The organism is Marinobacterium sp. NO-S09, assembly GCF_059179545.1.
The window spans coordinates 4,054,854-4,075,236 of sequence record NZ_CP168954.1 but is presented as its reverse complement, the minus strand read 5'-3'; the positions used below and the strand labels follow the sequence as shown (position 1 = coordinate 4,075,236).

The 20,383-nt window shown below is 56.3% G+C and carries 16 protein-coding genes; 11 read left to right on the top strand and 5 right to left on the bottom strand.

Going from position 1 to position 20,383, the window contains the following annotated elements; all coding sequences use genetic code 11:
* Positions 1 to 46 precede the first annotated feature (46 nt).
* The 4 genes from O3C79_RS18760 (at position 47) to O3C79_RS18745 (ending at position 2,724) form a co-directional block, all read left to right on the top strand.
* A complete protein-coding gene (locus tag O3C79_RS18760; RefSeq protein ID WP_494384323.1) occupies positions 47 to 709 on the top strand; it encodes a c-type cytochrome in 663 nt (220 codons plus the stop codon).
* 1 nt (position 710) lies between these two features.
* Positions 711 to 1,691 carry a c-type cytochrome gene (locus tag O3C79_RS18755; protein ID WP_494384322.1) on the top strand — a complete coding sequence of 327 codons (981 nt, stop codon included), beginning with the start codon at positions 711 to 713 and terminating at the stop codon, positions 1,689 to 1,691.
* A gap of 151 nt (positions 1,692 to 1,842) precedes the next feature.
* On the top strand, positions 1,843 to 2,319 hold the full coding sequence (locus O3C79_RS18750; RefSeq protein WP_494384321.1) for a DUF2489 domain-containing protein: 477 nt from the start codon (positions 1,843 to 1,845) through the stop codon (positions 2,317 to 2,319).
* Positions 2,320 to 2,346: 27 nt separating this feature from the next.
* Positions 2,347 to 2,724 carry a hypothetical protein gene (locus O3C79_RS18745; protein ID WP_076465938.1) on the top strand — a complete coding sequence of 126 codons (378 nt, stop codon included), beginning with the start codon at positions 2,347 to 2,349 and terminating at the stop codon, positions 2,722 to 2,724.
* A 9-nt stretch (positions 2,725 to 2,733) separates the two neighbouring features.
* On the opposite strand, the gene O3C79_RS18740 is transcribed toward O3C79_RS18745, so the two are convergent.
* The 4 genes from O3C79_RS18740 to O3C79_RS18725 form a co-directional block, all read right to left on the bottom strand.
* The gene (locus O3C79_RS18740; protein ID WP_494384320.1) at positions 2,734 to 5,007 is read right to left on the bottom strand and encodes a hybrid sensor histidine kinase/response regulator; all 2,274 of its coding nucleotides are present in this window, start codon (positions 5,005 to 5,007) and stop codon (positions 2,734 to 2,736) included.
* Positions 5,007 to 5,903 (bottom strand): ABC transporter substrate-binding protein, encoded by an 897-nt coding sequence (locus O3C79_RS18735; RefSeq protein WP_494384319.1) that lies wholly within the window; start codon positions 5,901 to 5,903, stop codon positions 5,007 to 5,009. The genes O3C79_RS18740 and O3C79_RS18735 overlap by 1 nt, the downstream gene beginning before the upstream one ends.
* A gap of 75 nt (positions 5,904 to 5,978) precedes the next feature.
* Complete coding sequence (locus O3C79_RS18730) at positions 5,979 to 8,054, bottom strand: TonB-dependent receptor plug domain-containing protein (protein ID WP_494384318.1); 2,076 nt, start codon at positions 8,052 to 8,054, stop codon at positions 5,979 to 5,981.
* Between the two features lie 137 nt (positions 8,055 to 8,191).
* The gene (locus tag O3C79_RS18725) at positions 8,192 to 10,258 is read right to left on the bottom strand and encodes a TonB-dependent receptor plug domain-containing protein (RefSeq protein WP_494384317.1); all 2,067 of its coding nucleotides are present in this window, start codon (positions 10,256 to 10,258) and stop codon (positions 8,192 to 8,194) included.
* Between the two features lie 221 nt (positions 10,259 to 10,479).
* On the opposite strand from O3C79_RS18725, the gene O3C79_RS18720 reads away from it, so the two are divergent.
* The 3 genes from O3C79_RS18720 to O3C79_RS18710 are packed head-to-tail and all read left to right on the top strand — an operon-like array spanning position 10,480 to position 13,196.
* Complete coding sequence (locus O3C79_RS18720) at positions 10,480 to 11,628, top strand: pyridoxal phosphate-dependent aminotransferase (RefSeq protein WP_494384316.1); 1,149 nt, start codon at positions 10,480 to 10,482, stop codon at positions 11,626 to 11,628.
* Positions 11,625 to 12,413 (top strand): amidohydrolase, encoded by a 789-nt coding sequence (locus O3C79_RS18715; RefSeq protein WP_494385812.1) that lies wholly within the window; start codon positions 11,625 to 11,627, stop codon positions 12,411 to 12,413. Before O3C79_RS18720 ends, O3C79_RS18715 begins: the two co-directional genes overlap by 4 nt.
* A gap of 21 nt (positions 12,414 to 12,434) precedes the next feature.
* Positions 12,435 to 13,196, top strand: a complete 762-nt coding sequence (locus O3C79_RS18710) for a 5-oxoprolinase subunit PxpA (protein WP_010325207.1) — start codon at positions 12,435 to 12,437, stop codon at positions 13,194 to 13,196.
* Positions 13,197 to 13,280: 84 nt separating this feature from the next.
* On the opposite strand, the gene O3C79_RS18705 is transcribed toward O3C79_RS18710, so the two are convergent.
* On the bottom strand, positions 13,281 to 14,456 hold the full coding sequence (locus O3C79_RS18705) for a DUF5610 domain-containing protein (RefSeq protein ID WP_494384315.1): 1,176 nt from the start codon (positions 14,454 to 14,456) through the stop codon (positions 13,281 to 13,283).
* A 145-nt stretch (positions 14,457 to 14,601) separates the two neighbouring features.
* Between O3C79_RS18705 and O3C79_RS18700 the strand changes: the two genes are divergently transcribed.
* The 4 genes from O3C79_RS18700 to cas3f all read left to right on the top strand — a co-directional run bounded on the left by O3C79_RS18700 (position 14,602) and on the right by cas3f (position 20,343).
* Positions 14,602 to 14,892: a hypothetical protein gene (locus O3C79_RS18700; protein WP_494384314.1), complete on the top strand. Its 291-nt coding sequence runs from the start codon at positions 14,602 to 14,604 to the stop codon at positions 14,890 to 14,892.
* Positions 14,893 to 14,971: 79 nt separating this feature from the next.
* Positions 14,972 to 16,009 carry a nuclease-related domain-containing protein gene (locus O3C79_RS18695; protein ID WP_494384313.1) on the top strand — a complete coding sequence of 346 codons (1,038 nt, stop codon included), beginning with the start codon at positions 14,972 to 14,974 and terminating at the stop codon, positions 16,007 to 16,009.
* A 57-nt stretch (positions 16,010 to 16,066) separates the two neighbouring features.
* Complete coding sequence (gene cas1f / locus O3C79_RS18690; protein ID WP_494384312.1) at positions 16,067 to 17,044, top strand: type I-F CRISPR-associated endonuclease Cas1f; 978 nt, start codon at positions 16,067 to 16,069, stop codon at positions 17,042 to 17,044.
* Positions 17,041 to 20,343: a type I-F CRISPR-associated helicase Cas3f gene (gene cas3f, locus O3C79_RS18685; RefSeq protein ID WP_494384311.1), complete on the top strand. Its 3,303-nt coding sequence runs from the start codon at positions 17,041 to 17,043 to the stop codon at positions 20,341 to 20,343. Before cas1f ends, cas3f begins: the two co-directional genes overlap by 4 nt.
* Positions 20,344 to 20,383 lie beyond the last annotated feature (40 nt).

The window sequence follows — 20,383 nt, the reverse complement described above, 5'->3', positions numbered from 1 at the left end:
ATAAGAATAATCTTAATTAGATTCTGTAAATGTACTGGAGAGTGGCATGTTGAAAACACACTGGCGCCTGACGCTGGCAGGTGCCCTGCTGATCAGCGGAGCGGTTCAGGCTCAGGGCGTGGCGGCTGACGGTCAGAAAATCGTCATGCAGGGAGATGGCAGTGGTGCGCCTTGCCTTGCCTGTCATGGCCTGGATGGTGCCGGCAATAACGCAGCCGGCTTTCCGCGCCTGGCCGGGCTTGATGCGGCTTACATCGCCAAGCAGATGCGTGATTACAACCGTGGCGCGCGTGTCAGCCCGATCATGCAGCCGAATGTGGATAACCTGAGCGAGCAGCAGATTCTGGATGTGGCCGCTTATTATGCACAGCAACCGGTGCCGGCGGCGGCTGCCGCACCGGATGATGCGAAGCTGCTGACCTTGGGCGAAAAAATTGCCACTCGGGGGGACTGGAACCAGTACATTCCCGCCTGTGAAAGCTGTCATGGTCCTGACAGCCAGGGTATGGGCAGTGCTTTCCCGGGCCTTGCAGGGCAACATCCCAACTATATCAAGCAGCAGCTGAACGCCTGGCGTGACGGCAGTCGCCAGAACGATCCCAATCAGCTGATGACCGGTGTCGCCGAACGTCTCAGCGACCAGCAGATCGAAGCCGTATCCACCTATCTGGGTGCCCAGCAAGCCGTGGCCGCCGAGGGAGGGCAGTAATATGAAACGTAATTTCCTGATGCTGGTATCAGCACTGAGCCTGAGTACCTCTGCGTTGGCCAATGACGCCAAGGTGCCGGTTAACCTGCCTGCGCCCAAGGACGGTCAATATGTGCATGAGGCACCGATGATCGATGACCTGATGGCGGATGAGTCAGTCAACCCCGAATTGCGCAAGGTGATTCTCAAGGGCTATGACATGTTCATGAACACTCAGCAGTTCCGTGGCGAGTATGTGTTCAATGACATGAACTGTAAAACCTGTCACATGGGCGAGGGGCGGATGAACTGGTCCGGTCCGGTATGGCCGGCGGCAACGACCTTGCCGGATTTCCGTGGCAAGAACCAGCATGTGAACTCACTGGAAGAGCGTATTGCCGGCTGTTTCGCGTACTCCATGAACGGCACACCACCGGCCTATGGCAGCGATGACATGCTGGCGATGGTGGCCTACCATCAATGGTTGGCCAAGAGTGCTCCGGTGTACGAACGCAATATCGCAGGACGGGGTTTCAGCCATCTGGGCAAGAAAATCCCCGAAGACGTGAGCTATGAAAAAGGTCAGGCGGTGTTTGAGGCCAACTGCGCCATTTGCCACGGCAGCGACGGTGCTGGCCAGAAGAAGGATGGCAAGGTGGTGTTCCCGCCGCTTTGGGGGGATGGCGCGTATAACTGGGGTGCGGGCATGACCCGTATCTTCACGGCGGCCTCGTTTATCAAGAACAACATGCCGTTGAGCAAGCCGGGTTCCTTGACAGACGATGAAGCCTGGAACGTCGCCTGGTACATCAACAGTCAGGAACGGCCTCAGGATCCGCGTTACACCGGTAATGCCAAAGCCACGCGAGAGCAGTTCCTCAACTTTCACAAGCACACGCGCTATGGCACCGAAGTGAACGGACAGGTGCTGGGTCAGCACGATAATACCGGCGACAAGCCCTTCCTTAAGCCGGATAGCCTGAAACCCCGCACCTTCGAATAAAACGTCGGGTCTTCAGCATGCTTTCACGGTGGCGGGCTTTCCCGTTCGCCGTGAAAGTCCCCGCCAAACTGATGCTGTACTCATTGCGTAGTGAGAGACAGGGGCTACCTCTGGCATAATGCCGGTGCAGCCAACCGCGCAAGAGGACAACATGAGCACAACTCTGACATACATCCTGATCGCCCTGTGTTTATTGGTGATTGCCACGCTATCAGCCGTTATCTACCGCCAGCTCAGTCGAGCCAAGGCGCTTAAGGCGGAGCAGAGCGAGCGTGAAGCTGCCGCCGTGGCTGCACTGGAAGAGCGCCACCAGTATTTGAAAGACAGTATCCAGCTGGTGGCCGGTGCCATCTTGCATGATGAGAAAATGACCCTGACCGAGGGCTGCATTCGTTTGAAAGTGCTGCTGGAGAATTACCGACCGCAGTTGCTGGAGCAGGAAGCCTATGCGGTGATCTCCGAGGTGCACGACAAAACCAGCCATATTCCCATCAAGGATGAGTGGCAGGCCCTGCCGAAAAAACTCAAACGCAGCTATGAGCAGGAGATGCGCGAGCTGGAAGAGATACACCAAGACGCGGTGAACAGTATTGCCCGAGAACTGAGCAGTGGCTCTCCTCTACACTAAGCGGTTAGATATCTGTGGAGGGTTGTGATGGCTGAGTTCCTGATCGCCTTTCTGGTTTCATTGTTGCTGATTGGTGGTCTGGTGCTGGCGCTGACCTACGGGCGCGCGCCCACCTGGCGTCCGGACCGGCGCAAGGTGCTGGATCTGATGCAAAAACTGCAAACCGGCGACGTGCGCCAGGATGAGTGGGAGATGTTTATCGGTTTCCCCATCCTGCATGATCCTGAACTGGAAGCGATTCGGCGTCTGTGTGTGGGCATCCATGAAGGGGACGACCGGCACCCGCCGGCATCGGATGGACTGGGGCAGTATGTCTATGACCGAGCCGGGCGGCAGCGTGTGGCGGAAGTACAAAAGGAGCTTGAGCAGCTGATTGCAAATGAGCCCTATTTTCGTGACTTCTGATCCCGCATGTTAATACTGCTCATGCTCAACCAGCCGGCTTAAGCGGTGGCTGGCCTGCCAACAGAGTCGCTGGTCACCCGCGATGGCGGCCTGATGCAGCTCTGCAACCACGGTTTCCAATTCCGGCAATTCATACAAACCGGCCACGCCCATGAGTTGATGGGCATGGTTGCGAATCACATCAAACCGCTTCGCCTCGACAGCCTGTTCAAGTGCTTCAATCTGGCGCTCCAGCTCGGCATGGAGAGCATCAGGGTCCACTGCATCGAGCAGGTCTGAAACGGGCCCAGATGTTGTTGGCTCTGGCTGCTGTTCGAGTCGGGTCAGACGTTCGAACAGGTCTGACAGGTTCAGTGGCTTAAGCAGAATCTCGTTGGCGCCAGCCGCACGAAGGGCTTCGTGTTCATGGGCCATCACATTGGCAGTGACCGCAAACAGTGGCACCTCCGAGTCCAGAGTACGAATCTCACGGGTGGCCTGGATGCCATCCATTTGCGGCATGTGGACATCCATCAAGATCAGGTCCGGGCGGTGCTGGCGGAACTGTTGCACGGCCTCTATCCCGGTTTGGGCCTGGATAACTCGTGCCCCCGCTTGGCTCAATACGCGATTCAGCAAGAGCCGGTTAAAGTCATTGTCTTCTGCCAGCAGAATAGTGAGGCGTCTGTTCAGTTGCAGCCGGCTTGGAACACTGGCTGCCGAGGGTTTGGGGGGAGGGGGCATCTGCGGTGTCACCTGGGCAATCGGCAACGTCAGGCGCAGATGCACCTGAGTCCCCTCACCCTGGATGCTGGTCAGATTGAGGCTGCCACCCATTAAATTGGCCAGGTGGTGCGCAATGACAAGGCCGAGCCCGGATCCGCCATAACGGCGGCTGATGCTGTTGTCAGCTTGAGCAAAGGCCTTGAACAGGTTTTGCTGCTGTGCATCCGAAATGCCGATGCCGGTATCACTGACTTCAATATCCAGGTGACAGTGGTTGCTTTCACAGTGACTGCTGGCATTTAACCGTACTTCACCGCTGTCGGTAAACTTGATGGCATTGCCGATCAGGTTGGTCAGAATCTGGGCCAGGCGGGTCGGGTCACCCTGCAGGGCCGGTGGCAGGTTATCGTCCAGCCTTACTTCCAGCCTTAGCCCCTTGTCACGGGCCATGGGGGATTGCATGGCGACCACGTTCTGCAGGCATTCGCGAACCGGGAAGGCGATCTGTTCCAGCTGAATGGCATCAGACTGCAAACGGGAAAAGTCGAGAATGTCATCAATAATGGTCAGCAGCAGGCTGGAGGTCTGATTGATGATCTGGCAGTACTGGCGCTGTTCCGGCGTCTGTTCGGTATTCTGCAGCAGCTGGGCAAATCCCAGTACCGAGGTCAGCGGCGTACGCAGCTCATGACTCATGCGCGCGAGAAATTCGTCCTTGGTACGGTTGGCTGTTTCAGCCTGGTGGCGGGCGTCACTGAGCTCTTCGTTCTGCCGCTCCAGGTGTCGCAAAGTGGTCGTGAGCTGGCGCGTGGCTTTACGCACCTGTTCTTCCTGTTGTTGGCTGGAGCGCTGAATACGGGCGGCCATGCGGTTGATGCCACGCGCCAGCAGGCCCAGCTCGCCAGAAGCTCCGGTAGTGGCCGCACGGGTGTCCAGTTGGCCGGACTCCAGGCGCTCAACAACCTGGCTGAGTGCGCTGATGGGGCGGGTAATACCCAGGCCGAAACGGCTGGCAACCACAGCTGTTGCCAGCAGGCCAGCCAGAATCAGCAGTAGACTGCTGAGCAGCATCTCCTGCCGGGTTGCACTGTGGGTACGGGTCGAGAGGACAACGCCGACCCAGCCGACCTGCACCGGCTCCAGTGAATGCGGTACCAGTTCCGGATTGCTCTCCAGCAAGAGTGCGCGGCTGTAAATAGGGGTCAGGAAGTGCCAGTTTTCACCGCCCAGAACCTGGGGTGGACTGTCCGGTGAAAACGTCACCGGGAAGCGTTCAGAGCGGTACAGCAAATTGAAATTGTCGTCATAAAACAGGATGTCGCGCACTTCATCATGGTGGCGCAGAGCCTGCTGGCTAAGCAGTTGTAGCTGGTAGCGATTGCCACTGATAACGCCAAACTCCGCCGCCGATGCCAGCAACCCGGAAATCAGACGCCCCCGTTCTTCCAGCCGGGCGTTGTTATCATCCAGGCGGGTGTAGGTGAAGTAGGTACCCAGAATGCTGGCCAGAACCAGCATGGGAATCAGCGCCAGCAACAATACACGGGCACGGATACTGAGAGTACCCGGGCGAAGCATCAGTTGGCCGCCTCGATTTGACTCAGCCGTCTCTGCAGGGCTTCGGGGGTGGGTAGCTCAAGATCCAGAGTGCGTGCGGCAACAGGGTTGATACTGACTTCGAAATACGCCGGAAAGGCGGAGCCTGGGATGGATTCGCCGGACATCAGCCGGTTGATCCACTCACCGGTTTGTTGACCAATCTGATGTGGAGAGGAGTGGACGGACGCGGTTGCCCCGGCATCGGTATAACTTTTGGAAAAGCCGATTACGGGGACCTGATGTTTGAGCGACAGATACAGGAGCCATTTTGAAATGGCACGGTTGAAGATGGAGCTGTCGGGAATCACCAGAAAAATATCACTGCGCTCGACGATGGGGGCCAGAACCTGAATCGGGTTGTCCGATGACTTGAGTTCCGCCAACTCCAGTCGAAACACCTCGCTTTGGGCATACTGCTCCAGTCCTGATTTGAGTGCCTGGCTGTTGTGGCCCAACGCCGTACCCAGCGTTTTTGCTGCAGGCCGAATCATGCGGGCCAGGCGCACCTGCCGTTCCAGTGGCTGGTCGATAAATAAACCGCTTATGTGTGCGTTAGTATCACCCGGCAGCAGGGTGCTGCGCAGTTTTTTGAAGGTCGAAGACGGCAGAAAGCTGCAGATCATGCGTGTGCCTGGATGGTAAGTGCGCAACATCTGTTCGCAGGCACGGCTGCCGACCGCGACAATAAGCGAGGAACGGCTGTCCAATGCCTGCAAGCGGTCCAGAGTTACCACGCGTAGCGGCGAATGGGTACTGTCTTCTACCGCCTGCTGAACCTGGTTGTAACTGGGGCTGATATCACTGAGTACCAGCAATACCTCATCCTGAGCCTGAACCAGTGCCGAACAGAGCAACATCAGGGCACCGCAAAGCATGCGACGCCCTAAGCGCGTTGTCCTGCTGGTCCTGTGTAAATAATTTGCCATCCCTGCAATTATCCAGTCATCGAGTTAATGGTGCCTGAGCGAAAGCTGCAGCCAGTAGCGGCGATCAAACAGGTTGTATTCATAGAACTCGGCATAGCTGGGCCCAAAGGCGTTCTGTATGGTCAACGCGACCTCCAGGTCGCGCTGGCTATCCAGTTGCCAGCTATGGGCCGCACGCAGGTCGGTACGCTCATAGCTATCGCGTATGCCGCCTTCCAGCCAGTTCATTGTATCCATATAGTAGTACATGGCGCTCAGATTCAAATCAGGCTTGGGACGCCAATTCAGCATGACCGAGGCGGTGTGCTCGGCAGTCAGGCTGTCGCCGAAGGATACCTTGGAGCCATTCAGTTTCTTATTGTTCACCCAGGGATCATTACGCGTATTGATATAGGCGTAGTTGATCAGGTACCAGAATTCGGGTGTCAGCTGCTGCTTGAAGCTTAGTTCAGCGCCCTCGTTGGTCCAGCTGTACTGATTTTCCTTAATGATGATGCGGTCCGGCCCCAGCAAGGAGTCTGCTTCCGCCAGGGTAAAGTAACTGTCGACCATGGATTCCATCTCTTCCCGGAAGATGCGTACATCGAGGGAGGCAGACTGCTTGGCCAGGTTGCGGTAGTAGCCGATTTCGTAGGTACGGTTGCGCTCCGGTTGCAGGTCAGGGTTGCTTCCGGTGACCTGGTCAAACAGGGTCACCTGATCGGTGAGGCCGGGAATCGGTGGTGCATAAATGGCATTGTTGCCGAAGCGCTCCTGCAGTGACGGCAGGCGCTCACTGAGCGAGTAGCCCAGGCGAATGCTGCTCTGCTGACTCGGGTGATGGATCAAGGCGTGGCGGTAGGAAAAGGCGTCCGCGTTTTCAGAGCTGTGCTCATACATGACCCCCGAGTTGAGCTGCCATTCGGGGTGCCAGGCCCAGTTGACGTTGGCAAAGCCGCGCCAGCGCTCTTCCTGCTCCTCGCCCGCCTGAAACAGTACATCACTGACGGCTTCTTCCATGCGGTAGCCAAGTCCGGCGACCAGACTGACCTGGTCCAGCTGCTCGGTGAGCTGGATTTCGGCATCATAGGTATGTGTTTTGCCGTGCTCTACGTCGTCACGGGTTCTGTTCAACGCCTGAAAATGGCGCACGAAGGCGTCTTCCGGCGTATAACCCAGTTCATCGGCCAGCAGGGCGGTCAGGTCTGAAAGGCTGGTCAGCGGCGTTTCCAGGTTAAGGTAATTATGCAAGGCGGATATCTGCAGGGTTCCGGTGTCGGAGTAGAGGTTCTGGTAGCGCAGATACTGGTAGTTGGATTCATGCTTGCGGCGTACATACTCATAGTCCAGATCGTCAGCCTGGCCCACATTGGTCATGCCGCGGTCAATGCCAGCCTGAAAACGAAGGGTTTCGGTCAGCGAAGGGGTGTAGCTGCCACTGACGCTCAGATAGTTGCGGCGCAGACGGTCATGGTAAATGTCGTCATGATCGTTTTGCTCGTGCCCGCCTGAGATACGGTAGTTCCAGTTGGCCAGAGTGTCACTGTGACTGGCGGTGACGGCTTGGCTGTCGAGACTGCCGGCACCTGCGGTAACGTAGCCGCCGTTCTGTGCCGCCGGCTCTCGCGTAATAATGTTGATGGAGCCCATGAAAGCGTTAGCCCCCTGGGTGGGGACGTTGGAGCCTCGAACCACTTCGATGCGCGCAATATCATCCATATTGAGGCCCAGGGAGGTCCAGTCCACCGTTCCCAGCATGGGGACATATACGGAGCGGCCATCCACCATCACTTCCATCCGGCGAGGAAAGTTGTCGCTGACGCCATGGTAGGTGGTGGCAAACTTGTTCACGCTGACGTGTGCTGATTGGAACCCGGGTACCAGGCGCAGCAAGTCGGGAATATTGCGCGCACCTGAACCGGAGATCATGTCGCGATCAATAATGCTGATGGACGCAGGGGAGTCGGTCAGTTTTTGCGTAAGGCGGGTAGCAGATGTGATTTCCGGGATATCCGTGAAGAAATCCTGTTCACTCAGGTACAGCTCTTCACTGGCAAAAACAGGTGCGCTAGCCAGTAGCAGAGGAATTAACAGGTTAGAGGCACGAGGCACATTATTCACGGCGGCTCCAGGCGAGGTAGAACAGAACGTTATTGAATTTTCAGATCCGTATACAAGACTATCAGGTACAGAGCGATTACCTGGCATGTCCTGTGACAATAATTTCGTCATCCCTGTATATACCTCTAGTGATCGGATTAATGGTACCTGAGCGTTAGATGCAGCCAGTAGCGTCGGTCAAACAGGTTGTATTCATAAAATTCGGCATACTCAGGTCCGAATACATTCTGTAAGGTCACTGCCGCTTCAAGTTCAGTGTTCGTATCCAGTTGCCAAGTGCGTGCTGCGCGCAGGTCGGTACGATTGTAACTGTCTCTGTAATCGCCTTCGAACCAGTGGACTGCGTCCATATAGTAATGCATCAGACTCAGGTTCCAGTAGGCAGTTGGAGACCAGTTCATCATCAAAGAAGCGGTATGTTCTGGGGTTACCGCTTCTTGAAAGGTCAGAATACTGGAATTACCTCGGGCTCCACGGTACCAGGGATCGACACGGGTATTGGTATAGGCATAGTTGAGCAAATACCAGAAATCCGAATCGGGCTGCTGCTTGAATTGAAACTCCACCCCCTCGTTTACCCAACTATAACGGTTGTCTCCAATCCCTACACGTTTCGGAGTGTCGCTGTCGGGAGAATCGGCGGGTAAGCCAACGTAGAAAATATCAATCATGGAGCTCAGGTTTTCGTGAAACAGCCTGGCATCCAGGTAGGCAGAGTGCTGTGGCAGGCTCAGGTAGTAACCAAGCTCCCAGGTTTCGTTGTGTTCGGTACCAAGGTCCGGGTTTGCCCGGCGGTGGAAATCATACACCGTAGGCTCGTCATACGGTTCCGCAAAGACGGCCGGAGCGTAAACGGTGTTGTTCTGATAATACTCCAGCAGTGAGCCTATGCGTTCGGTCAAGGAGTAGCCGAGTCTCACACTACTATGTGTGTCAGGCTGATAAATCAGTGTGTTGCGGTAAGAGAGTGCATCGGAGCCGGAAGAGCTGTATTCGTACATGGCGCCGGTGTTAAATCGCCAATTCGAGTGCAGTGACCAGTCCAGGTGCCCGAAGAGTCTCCAGCGCTGTTCTGACTCTTGGCCTTCCTGCAGCAGAATGTCGCTTTCCGCTACCTGGTATCGATACCCAAGCCCGGCCACGGTTTTGATGGCGGCAAGCTGCTCCTGAACCTGAGCTTCAAGATCGTATACGTTACTGGCGCCATGCTCGCTATCGCGCCTGGGCATGTTGAGCTGCATGAATTCGTCGACCAGCGATGCAGGAATACCTTCCTCGTTGATCAGATATTCCGGTGAGCTGAGAGGTGTTTCCAGGTTCAGGTAGTTATGAAAAGCCTGTAGCTTCAGGCTCCCGCCGGGAGAATAGATGTTTTCGTAGGTAATGGATTGGTAGTTCGCATCATGGTCACGGCGGACATAAGGTTGATCATTTCTGCCAGCGTCGCCCACGAAATTGTAGCCTCGGTCGAAACCGGCCTGAACGCGTAACGTTTCACTCAGGCTGGGGGTATAGCTCCCGCTGAAACTGAGATAATTGCGCTTCAGCCGGTTGTCATGCAGGTCAAAATCGCTGTTCTGCTCATGTCCACCGGAAATACGGTAACTCCAGTTGGCCAGGTTTCCAGAATGTGAGGCGTGCAGGTTTCGGGTGTTCAGGCTGCCGCCGGTGAAACTGACATAGCCACCCTGCTCCAGAGTAGGTTCACGCGTAATGATATTAATTGAACCGAAAAATGCGTTGGAACCCTGTGTCGGTACGTTAGACCCGCGTACGACCTCGATGCGTTCGATATCCTGCAGGTTGATACCCAGCGAGGTCCAGTCGACAGTGGCCAATAGAGGTAGATACACCGACCGGCCATCGACCATGACTTCAAGACGGCGGGGAAAATTGTCGCTGGCACCGTGGTAAGTGGTGGCAAATTTGTTATGGCTGACATGAACGGCCTGGAAACCAGGCACCAGGCGCATGAGGTCAGGAATATTTTGGGCACCTGAGGCCGCAATCATTGTGTGGTCAATGATCGTGATGGACGCAGGGGATTCCGTTACCTTCTGGCCTATGCGGGTTGCTGAGGTGATTTCCGGGATGTCAGTCAGGAAATCCTGTTCGCTCAGATACAGTTCCTCATTGGCATAGACACAGGAGCTTGCCATTAACACTAGTGGTATCAGCAGGCTGGCAGCGCGCTGATTAATCATGGTGGCTCCGAGCGAGGCGCAACAGTTCATTATTTAATTTTCAGGCCTACGTACAGGACAATCAGTCCCAGTATGATTGCTTCAATAATGAAGCCGTTATGCGTCAGAATCCAGTCCAGCATGCCATATTCTACCCTTGGTTCGGTTACAAAAAGTACCCTTGTTGAGCAGACTCTCGTCTCTCCGGTACTATCGTCGGTTTAATCAGTTGCGAGTGGGTCATGCGTTATCCCGAAACCAAATTGCCAGGCGTTGGTACAACGATCTTTGCGCAGATGTCTGCCCTGGCGCAAGCCCATCAGGCAATCAACCTGTCGCAGGGCTTCCCCGATTTTGATGGTCCTGAGGCACTGCTGGCTCGAGTTGATCACCATATCCGCGCTGGTGCTAACCAGTATGCGCCGATGAACGGGGTGCCTGCCCTGACCGCAGCGATCGCGTCCAAGGTTCAGCGTTGCTATGGTCGCCAGGTGGATGCCGCTTCAGAAGTGACGGTCACCTCCGGCGCGACGGAAGCCCTGTTTGCTGCCATTACGGCTGTTGTCAGGCCCGGTGATGAAGTGATCGTGTTTGATCCTGCCTACGACAGCTATGACCCGGCGGTCAGCCTCAATGGCGGCAAGGCGGTGCATTTACAGCTGCAGCCCCCCGCGTTTGGTATCGACTGGGATGAGGTGGCGCGCGCCATTAACCCGAACACGCGCATGATTATCCTCAACACGCCGCACAATCCGACCGGGCAGGTGTTGAGTGAGGATGATATGCAGGCGCTGAGCCGCCTGGTCGAAGGCACGGATATTCTGTTATTGGCAGACGAAGTATATGAGCATATCGTCTTTGATGGTGCAGCCCACCAGAGCATGAATCGCTACCCGGACCTGGCCAAACGCAGTTTTGTCGTGTCCTCGTTCGGCAAGACCTATCACACCACCGGCTGGAAAGTGGGGTACTGTGTGGCGCCGGCCCCGCTGAGCGAAGAGTTGCGTAAGGTGCACCAGTACCTCACTTTCAGTACCAGTACGCCCTTTCAGCTGGCGCTGGCTGATTATCTCAATGCCGACCCCTCCCACGATCAGGCATTACCGGCGTTTTATCAGGCCAAGCGAGACCACTTTAACGCGCTGATGGCCGCCAGTCGCTTCCGCTTTACGCCTGCCGGGGGCACGTATTTTCAGGTGATGGACTACTCTGCCATCAGCGACTTGCCGGATACCGAATTTGTGCTCTGGCTGATCGAGCATGCAGGCGTGGCAGCGATCCCGTTGTCCGTTTTCTGCCAGCAACCACCGGATATGAAGCTGGTCCGCTTTTGCTTCGCCAAGAGTGAAACCACACTGGAACAGGCCGCAGAGAGGTTATGCACGATATGACAAGCCGACAGAATCTGAGAATCAGTCTGGTGCAGACTCACCTGGACTGGCATGCACCCGATTCCAATCGCCAGCGACTGGCGGGGCTGATGGCGCCGCTGGAAGGGCAAACAGACTTGATCGTGTTGCCGGAAATGTTTACCACCGGTTTCACCATGGCTCCGGAGGAGGTTGCTGAACCCATGCAGGGGCCGACCCTGGCATGGCTGCAGTCACAGGCAGCTGCTTTGGGCGCTGCCGTTTGCGGTAGCCTGGCGATCGACGATGAAGGCTATCGCAACCGCTTCCTGTTTGTATCACCGGATGGCGAAGTGCAGTTTTATGACAAACGTCACCTGTTCCGCATGGGCGATGAGCATCAGCACTATGCTGCAGGTGAGCAGCGTGACCTGTTCGAGTACAAGGGGTGGCGTATTCTGCCTCAGGTCTGCTACGACCTGCGCTTTCCGGTCTGGTGCCGCAATAGGAATGACTATGACTTGATGCTCTGTGTAGCCAACTGGCCGGCGCCCCGGCGCCATGCCTGGCGAACGTTACTGCAGGCGCGTGCCATTGAAAACCAGAGCTATGTGATTGGTGTGAACCGGGTCGGCGAAGATGCCAAGGGGCTCAGCTATGCCGGTGACAGCCTGCTGGTGGATTTCAAGGGCGAAGCCCTGCTGGATGGCCCGGCGGGTGAACCCTATATCAAGACCGGGCTTTTGAACGCCGAGGCCCTGCACCGGTTCCGGGACAAGTTTCCGGCCTGGCAGGATGCGGATGCTTTTGCGCTTGAAGGACTCTGAGCCGATTTTTGCGAGGATCACATGGCTAAACGACTGCTGTTGAACTGTGACATGGGTGAAAGCTTCGGCTCCTGGAATATGGGGCTGGATGATCAGGTGATGCCGCTGGTCGATATGGCCAACGTGGCCTGTGGTTTCCACGCCTCAGACCCCGTCACCATGACCCGCACGGTGCTGCTGGCCAAACACGCTGGCACCCGCATTGGCGCACACCCGAGTTACCCGGACCTGGTAGGCTTTGGTCGTCGCAGCATGCACTGCCATCCGCAGGAAGTGGTGGCCATGGTTCAGTATCAGACGGGTGCCCTGGCCGGGATTGCACAAGCGCAGGGGATGGCGCTGACCTATGTTAAGCCCCATGGTGCGCTCTACAACGACATGATGAAGGATCACAGCATTCTGCGTGCCGTGCTGGAAGGGGTGACCCGCTATGATGCGCATTTGCCGCTGATGTTGATGGCCACGGCGGACAATTCCGAGGTGGTGCGTATTGCCGAGGAATTCGGTGCACAGCTACTGTTCGAGGCCTTTGCCGATCGTGCCTATGATGCTCAGGGCTTTCTGGTGCCGCGTCGAGTGGAAGGCTCCGTCTACCATGATGAAGCACGCATTATTGAACAATCTTTGCGGCTGGCGCGGGAAGGTGTGGTGGTTACCCTGGATGGCAGTGAAGTGGCACTTCAGGCCGATACCCTCTGTGTTCATGGTGATAATGAGCAGTCGGTTAATGCCGTGCGCCACATCCGAGAGGCGCTGGATCAGTATTACGCCGGGCAGGTGTGACTGGCGGCAGCTGAGCATGGCGGCATAACGTAAAAGGCCCGACAGATAATTGCCGGGCCTTGGTGTGTTCTGTGTCTTGGCTGTTTATTCAGCGGCAGGCAGGTCGGAATCCTGCTCTTTATCAGCGGGATCCACGACCTGATCCTCAACCGGCAGCACTTTGTCCAGCAGATCCTGCAGGTGCTTGCTGAACACATCCTGTACGGACTCCAGCGCTTCGTTAAAACGACTGTCCTGCTCGACCAGACCGGTCATCAGGTCTCGGCCAGCCTGAGCAGGGGACTGCAGGAAACCCAGAGAGGGCGCGCCCACGCTGTCTGCCAGATCCTTCATCAGCTGGCCCAGACGCTTGCCGGGTTTATCCACCGGCTGATCCAGACCGCCTACCTGTTCATAGGTCGAGGCCTGTGCCAGGCTGCGGGTATAGCTCATATCGAGCTGCATGGACTGGAGTTCGCTGGCATCAAAGCTGATATCAGCGCTGTCTTCAAACGCCTTCTGTACGTCGCCGTTGAAGAACTCATCCGCCACGCTGGAAACGTCGCGGATCATCTGCTGCAGTGCGTCCAGTTCACCTTCATCCAGTTCGCCTTTAACGCTGAACTCATACTGGCTGCTTTCACTGCGGCTGACACTCATCCAGGCCACCGAGTTACCTTCACTGTCGGCGCCTGCGCCGTAGGTGGCGTCGTAGCTCTGGTTGCGGCTGAAGTTGATGGTAACTTCATCGCCGTCACGCGTGCGCACGCTCAGTGACATGTCTTCGGCATTACGGAAACGCTCAGCCCCGCCCAGTGCAACCTGAGAGACCGGTGAGGTTTGTGCAGCGCTGCTCGGCGCGATACCGGCCAGAGCATCAAAGGTGAGTTGCTCGGTTTCATCAATCTGAGCGGCGATCGGGTCGCTCAGCATACTCAGCTCATCCAGAATTTCGCGTGCTTCGGCAAACCCCTTCTCAACACCCTTGACTGCCGCGTTATACATCTCGGTCAGGCGCTCTTCGGAGGCGCCGCGCGAACGTGCCGCTTCCAGCCCCTGGGCCACAAAGTCGCTGATACGACCCGCCACCTTATCAGGGGTGAAGTCTTCGGCTTCCAGACCGGACAATTTTTCGGCACTCATGCCCGGAATCTTGTCGGCGAGCTTGCCCAGCAGTACCTGGTTGGCATCCTTGGATGCACCTTGCTGCTGTTGAGAACCCTCGACTCCAGACTGGGGGCGTGAATTGTATAACTGTGGGGTGGAAACGAGCACTTTCATGATGGCCTCGACACTTGGGGTTGCACTGGCAAGGTTATCGACTCGCCCTGGAAAAACTTGAATAGTTAAAACCCATCGACACCTCTTGATCAGATAGCCGCAGGCGGGCGTAATATTAGTTGATACCCGCAAGGAAACCCATCACATGCGTCAGCGCGCTCCTTTTGAACACTGTGAACTCTGCCATCGGGCCATTCCGCTGACCTTCCATCACCTGATCCCGCGCAAGATGCACCGCCGCCCCCGTTTTAAGAAAACGTATACCCGTGAAGAGCTGAACCAGGGCATCTGGGTGTGCCAGGCCTGTCACCGGGGTATCCACAAGCTGTTTGATGAAATGACGCTGGCGCGGGACTTTTATACGCTGGATAAACTACTGGCTGACCCGGCTGTGCAGAAGCATATTGCCTGGGTGGGGAAGCAGAGGCGGGGGTAGTCTTTGGGTGTAGGCATCTGCCAACTCTTTTCAGGACGGGTTAGCATAGGTGGACCGTTGCTGAGTCCAAGGAGGACAAATGACCATCCTGAAATACAAGGAGCCTTCCACCTCAACCGGCGCACGTCAGGCAGCCGGTGACCGCCAAGAAGAAGACGTAGCCTTTTATCTACGACGGGCTTTCAAGGATGATGAAAACATTCTGGTGCTCAATGATTACCGCTTTACCCACAATGGCGAAACCGCCCAGATTGATCATCTGATTGTGCATCGTACGGGTTTTCTCGTTATTGAATCCAAGAGCATTTATGGCGAGGTTAAGGTCAATACACAAGGTGAGTGGTCTCGCAGCTATAAGGGCTTGTGGAGTGGTCTGCCATCACCCATTCGGCAGGCTGAACTGCAGATGGAGCTGCTGCGTGATTTTCTTGGGGCTAATGTAGAACATTTTCTGGGCAAAATGCTGATGGGACGGGTACAACAAAAAGTCAGATTCAGAGAATGGAATGTACTCTGCACCGTTTCCAGTAGCTGTATTCTACACCGCAAAGGTATGCCTTCAGACCTCAGCAAGAAAGTTGTCAAAAGCGAATTTATTGCCGATGAAGTGCGGAAGGTTGGTGGCTATTCTCGACTGACTTCGAGTTTTTCAGGAAAACCTGCCTTTTCGCTGGAAGAAATGGATAGTATCGGTACGTTTTTGCTGAATCATTACCAGTCTAGAACGGAGCCCAACCCTCAGATCGATAACCTGACATCAGCCCCCACACTGGCACCTGAGCCTGCAGTGACTGATGAGGTTTCCGTGCCTACTATTCCTTTCCAAACATATCCAGAACAGGCTTCTGCACAAGTAGAAGAAGTTGCTTCTGCTTACAGTGCAGAGACTGACGTCATTGGCCTTGCCTGCAAAAAGTGTGGTAGTGCCCATAACCTTAATGCCATGAATGGTAAGTACGGCTACTACGTTAAATGTGGCCAGTGTGGCAGCAATACCTCCATGAAAACCGCCTGTCCCGAATGCGGTAGTAGTAAGACTCGTGTTCGAAAGCGTGGCAACGAATATTGGTTGCAGTGTGAGTGTTCGGCGTTGAGAAAGCTGTATGAGCAAACGTAATTCCCAGGATTGAAAACGGAACAGGGCATTAGGTTCAATTGAAAGGCAGGATGCAGCATGGATGATCTCTCACCCTCCGATCTGAAAACGATCCTTCACTCCAAACGTGCCAATATCTATTACTTGGAATACTGCCGTGTGCTGGTGAACGGTGGCCGCGTGGAATATGTCACCGATGAAGGGCGGCGCTCCAACTACTGGAATATCCCCATCGCCAATACCACCACTGTACTACTGGGTAACGGCACCTCCATCACTCAGGCCGCCATGCGTGAACTGGCCAAGGCCGGTGTTCTGGTAGGGTTCTGTGGCGGAGGTGGAACGCCTTTGTTCAGCGCCAACGAGGTGGACATTGAGGTTGCCTGGTTTTCACCGCAAAGCGAGTATCGGCCGACTGAATATCTGCAGGGTTGGGTCTGCTTCTGGTTTGACGATGAGAAGCGGCTGGAAGCGGCTCGCATGATTCAGCAAGCAAGGCTTGACCAGCTACAAAAGCACTGGCTGCAAAACAGGCTTCTTAAAGAGCAGGGATTTGGCATTGCATCTGAAATGTTAGTGCCGATACTCGACCAGCACCGGGCCAGTATTCAACGTGCATCTGACGTAACCACTCTGCTGACCGAAGAAGCCCGGCTGACCAAGCACCTGTTCAAGTTGGCGGCACGAGCTGTGGACTACGGCGATTTTGTTCGCGCCAAACGTGGCAGCGGCACCGATCCGGCCAACCGTTTCCTCGATCACGGTAACTACCTCGCGTACGGGCTGGGTGCTACAGCAACCTGGGTGTTGGGTTTGCCGCATGGTCTGGCTGTGTTGCATGGCAAAACGCGCCGAGGTGGGCTGGTGTTTGATGTGGCGGATCTGGTCAAGGATGCACTGGTCTTGCCACAGGCATTTCTATCGGCGGTGAAAGGGGAAGAAGAGCAAGAATTCCGGCGGCAATGTATAGAGTCTTTGACCCGTGCTGAAGCGCTGGATTTCATGATTGATACGCTCAAGGATATCGCCACCACGCTAGGGAAGCCTGCAGCATGAACGTACTGCTGATCTCCCGTTGCAGTAAGAATGCTTTGACCGAAACGCGCCGTATTCTGGACCAGTTTGCCGAACGCAGAGGGGATCGCACCTGGCAGACGCCCATCACCTGGGATGGCCTGACGACACTGCGCAAACTGCTGCGTAAAACGGCACGTAAGAACACGGCGGTGGCCTGTCACTGGATCAGGGGCAAGGACCACAGCGAGCTGATGTGGATCGTCGGTGATACCGGTCGTTTCAATGCCGAAGGCGCCGCGCCGACCAACACCACCCGGCGCAACATTCTGCGGCAGCAGGATGAAAATGACTGGCATACCGCCGAGGATATAAAGCTGCTGGCCGCCATGGCTGCGCTGCTGCATGATCTCGGCAAGGCGTGCGCCGCCTTCCAGCTGCGGCTGCAGGGCAAGTGGCCTGAAGGTGCCAACCTCTATCGTCATGAGTGGATATCCTTACGCCTGTTTCAGTCTTTCGTGGGCTCGGACGACGATGCGGGCTGGCTGTCCCGCCTGGCGGATACGGAAGCCACCAGCGATGCCTGGCTGTCAGGGCTGATCAGAGACGGCCTTGGAGATGGCGAAGCCTATCCCTTTCGGACGTTGCCGCCGCTGGCGCAGACGATCGGCTGGTTGGTGCTGACCCATCACCGCTTGCCCTGTCGTCCCGAGCTTGAGGGGCTGAGATCCGAGGATCTTGAAGCGCCATTGCTGGATATCGATGCGCAGTGGAATCAGCGCAACGACAACGCCGATCTCAAGGCGATTCAGCCCTATTGGACGTTTAATGCCCCGCTTCCGGTAACGACTCGGCGCTGGCGTACCCAAGCCGCCAAGTATGCTCAGCGTCTGCTACAGCGATTGGATCGCGCCGCTGATGGTTGGCTGAGCAACGCCTATGTCCTGCACCTGGCCCGGTTATCGTTGATGCTGTCTGATCATCACTACTCCAGCCTGTCCGAATCCGGTGACCGTGTACGGGGCGAAACCGATTATCCGCTCTATGCCAATACCGAGCGTAAAACGGGGGAGCTGTGCCAGCGTTTGGACGAGCACCTGTTGGGCGTGGCCAAGGTCAGCCGCAGTGTCAGTCATCACTTGCCCACGCTAAGCGATAGCCTGCCAAGGCTGGCGCGACACAAGGGATTCCGCCAGCGGAGCAAGGCTCAACGTTTCAGATGGCAGGACCGGGCTTTCGATTTGGCCGAAGGACTCAGGGAAAAAGCCTCCAACCAGGGATTTTTCGGTATCAATATGGCATCGACCGGATGCGGCAAGACTCTGGCGAACGGGCGTATCCTCTATGCCCTGGCCAACCCGCAGCAGGGTGCCCGTTTCTCCGTTGCGCTGGGGCTGAGAACCCTGACGTTGCAGACTGGCCAGGCCTATCGTGACCGGTTGAACCTTGGCGATGATGAACTGGCCGTCAGGGTGGGCGGCAGTGCCAGCCGCCAACTGTATGAGTTTTATGAAGCACAGGCCGAGAACAGCGGCTCGGCATCAGTTCAGTCACTGGTGCCTGAAGACAGCCATGTGGTCTATGAAGGCAATTTTACCGAACATCCAGTGCTGAAAACGGCCGGACACGATGATCGGATCAAGGCGCTGATATCGGCCCCGGTACTGGTGTGTACGGTCGATCATCTGGTACCGGCGACCGAAAGTGAGCGCGGCGGGCACCAGGTCGCCCCCATGCTGCGGTTGATGAGCAGTGACCTGGTACTGGATGAGATCGATGATTTTGACTTGAACGACCTGCCGGCCCTGACTCGATTGGTGTACTGGTGCGGCTTGCTGGGCAGTCGGGTACTGCTGTCTTCGGCAACGTTACCGCCGTCACTCTCCGAAGGGCTGTTCCGTGCCTACAAGGCGGGGCGGGAGGAATATCAGTGCAACCGTGGCGAGCCGGGAACGCCTGTGAATATCTGCTGTGCCTGGTTTGATGAGCATGATCGCCTGCACCAGGACTGCCCGGACGAGCAGAGTTATGCACAGGCCCATCGCGGCTTTGTCGAGAAGCGTCACCAGGCGCTGGCACAGGATGAGATACGTCGCCGTGCAGAACTGGCGCAGATATCGTTGCTGTCGGGACAGCAGGATGAGCTGCGCCGGAGCTTTGCGCGTGATCTGTTGCAACAGGCTCAGCGTCTGCATCAAAGTCACCATACTCTTGACCCGCACACCGACAAGAAGGTCAGCTTTGGCCTGATCCGCATGGCCAATATCGAACCGCTGGTGGAGGTCGCCAAGGCCATCTACCGAGCTGGTGCCGAGACCGGTACGCTGATTCACCTCTGTGTTTATCACTCCCAGTATCCCCTGCTGATCCGTTCCGTGATTGAGCAGCAACTGGATGGGGCGCTGAATCGACAGGACAGTCACGCTGTCTTTGATCGGCCAGATATCCGCCAGCGAATTGAGGCTTATCCACAACAGGATCAGCTCTTTATTGTGTTGGCCAGCCCTGTCTCCGAGGTCGGCAGGGACCACGATTATGACTGGGCTATTGTCGAGCCGTCCTCCATGCGATCTCTGATTCAGCTGGCCGGACGTGTGCGCCGGCATCGACCGGAAACCTGCACAGCGCCCAATATCGTCTTGATGCACACCAATTTGCGGGCGTTGGAACATAGGGGGCAACCTGCGTTCTGCCGCCCCGGGTTCGAGGATTATGACTGCCTGTTGAACAGTCATGATCTGGAAAAAATTCTGCAGCCCGAGGAGCGGGATGTGATCGATGCCAGGCCTCGTATACGGCCGCGTGACGAACTCCGGGCCCGCGATAACCTGGTCGATCTGGAACACGCCCGTCTGCAGTCACAGATGCTGGGTGAGCCTCAGGCTCAGGAGGCCTCCGGCGGCAATCGGCGTCGACGTAGCAGCCGGGTGACACAACCGCTTTCCTCCGCCAGTTGTTACCGCCAATCCGGTGCCATGCTCACGGCCATGTTGCAACGCAAGCAGCGCTTCCGTAACAGTCCTACGCAACAGGATGATCTGGTGTTGTTGCCGGATGAAGAGGGGGTAAATGCATGCCTGCACCGGGTTGAATTTAATCGCCACCAGCGCCGGGATATCTATATCCCAGTGGATCACTTGTTTCATCAAACCGAGCTTGAATCGGCTGACGGCATCGTGACCTGGGGTGTGGTGAGTTATCTCGAAGCGCTGGAACTGCTGGCTGACGAGATGGGCCTGAGTCCCGAGGTATGTGCACGGCGTTTCGGCACGCTGTCACTGGATCAGAATGACAATGGTTGGGTGTTCCACCCGGCACTGGGTTTTACCAAGCACCGGTAGTAAGGTGCAAAGGGTTGGACAAAATGGAATAGGCTCACGG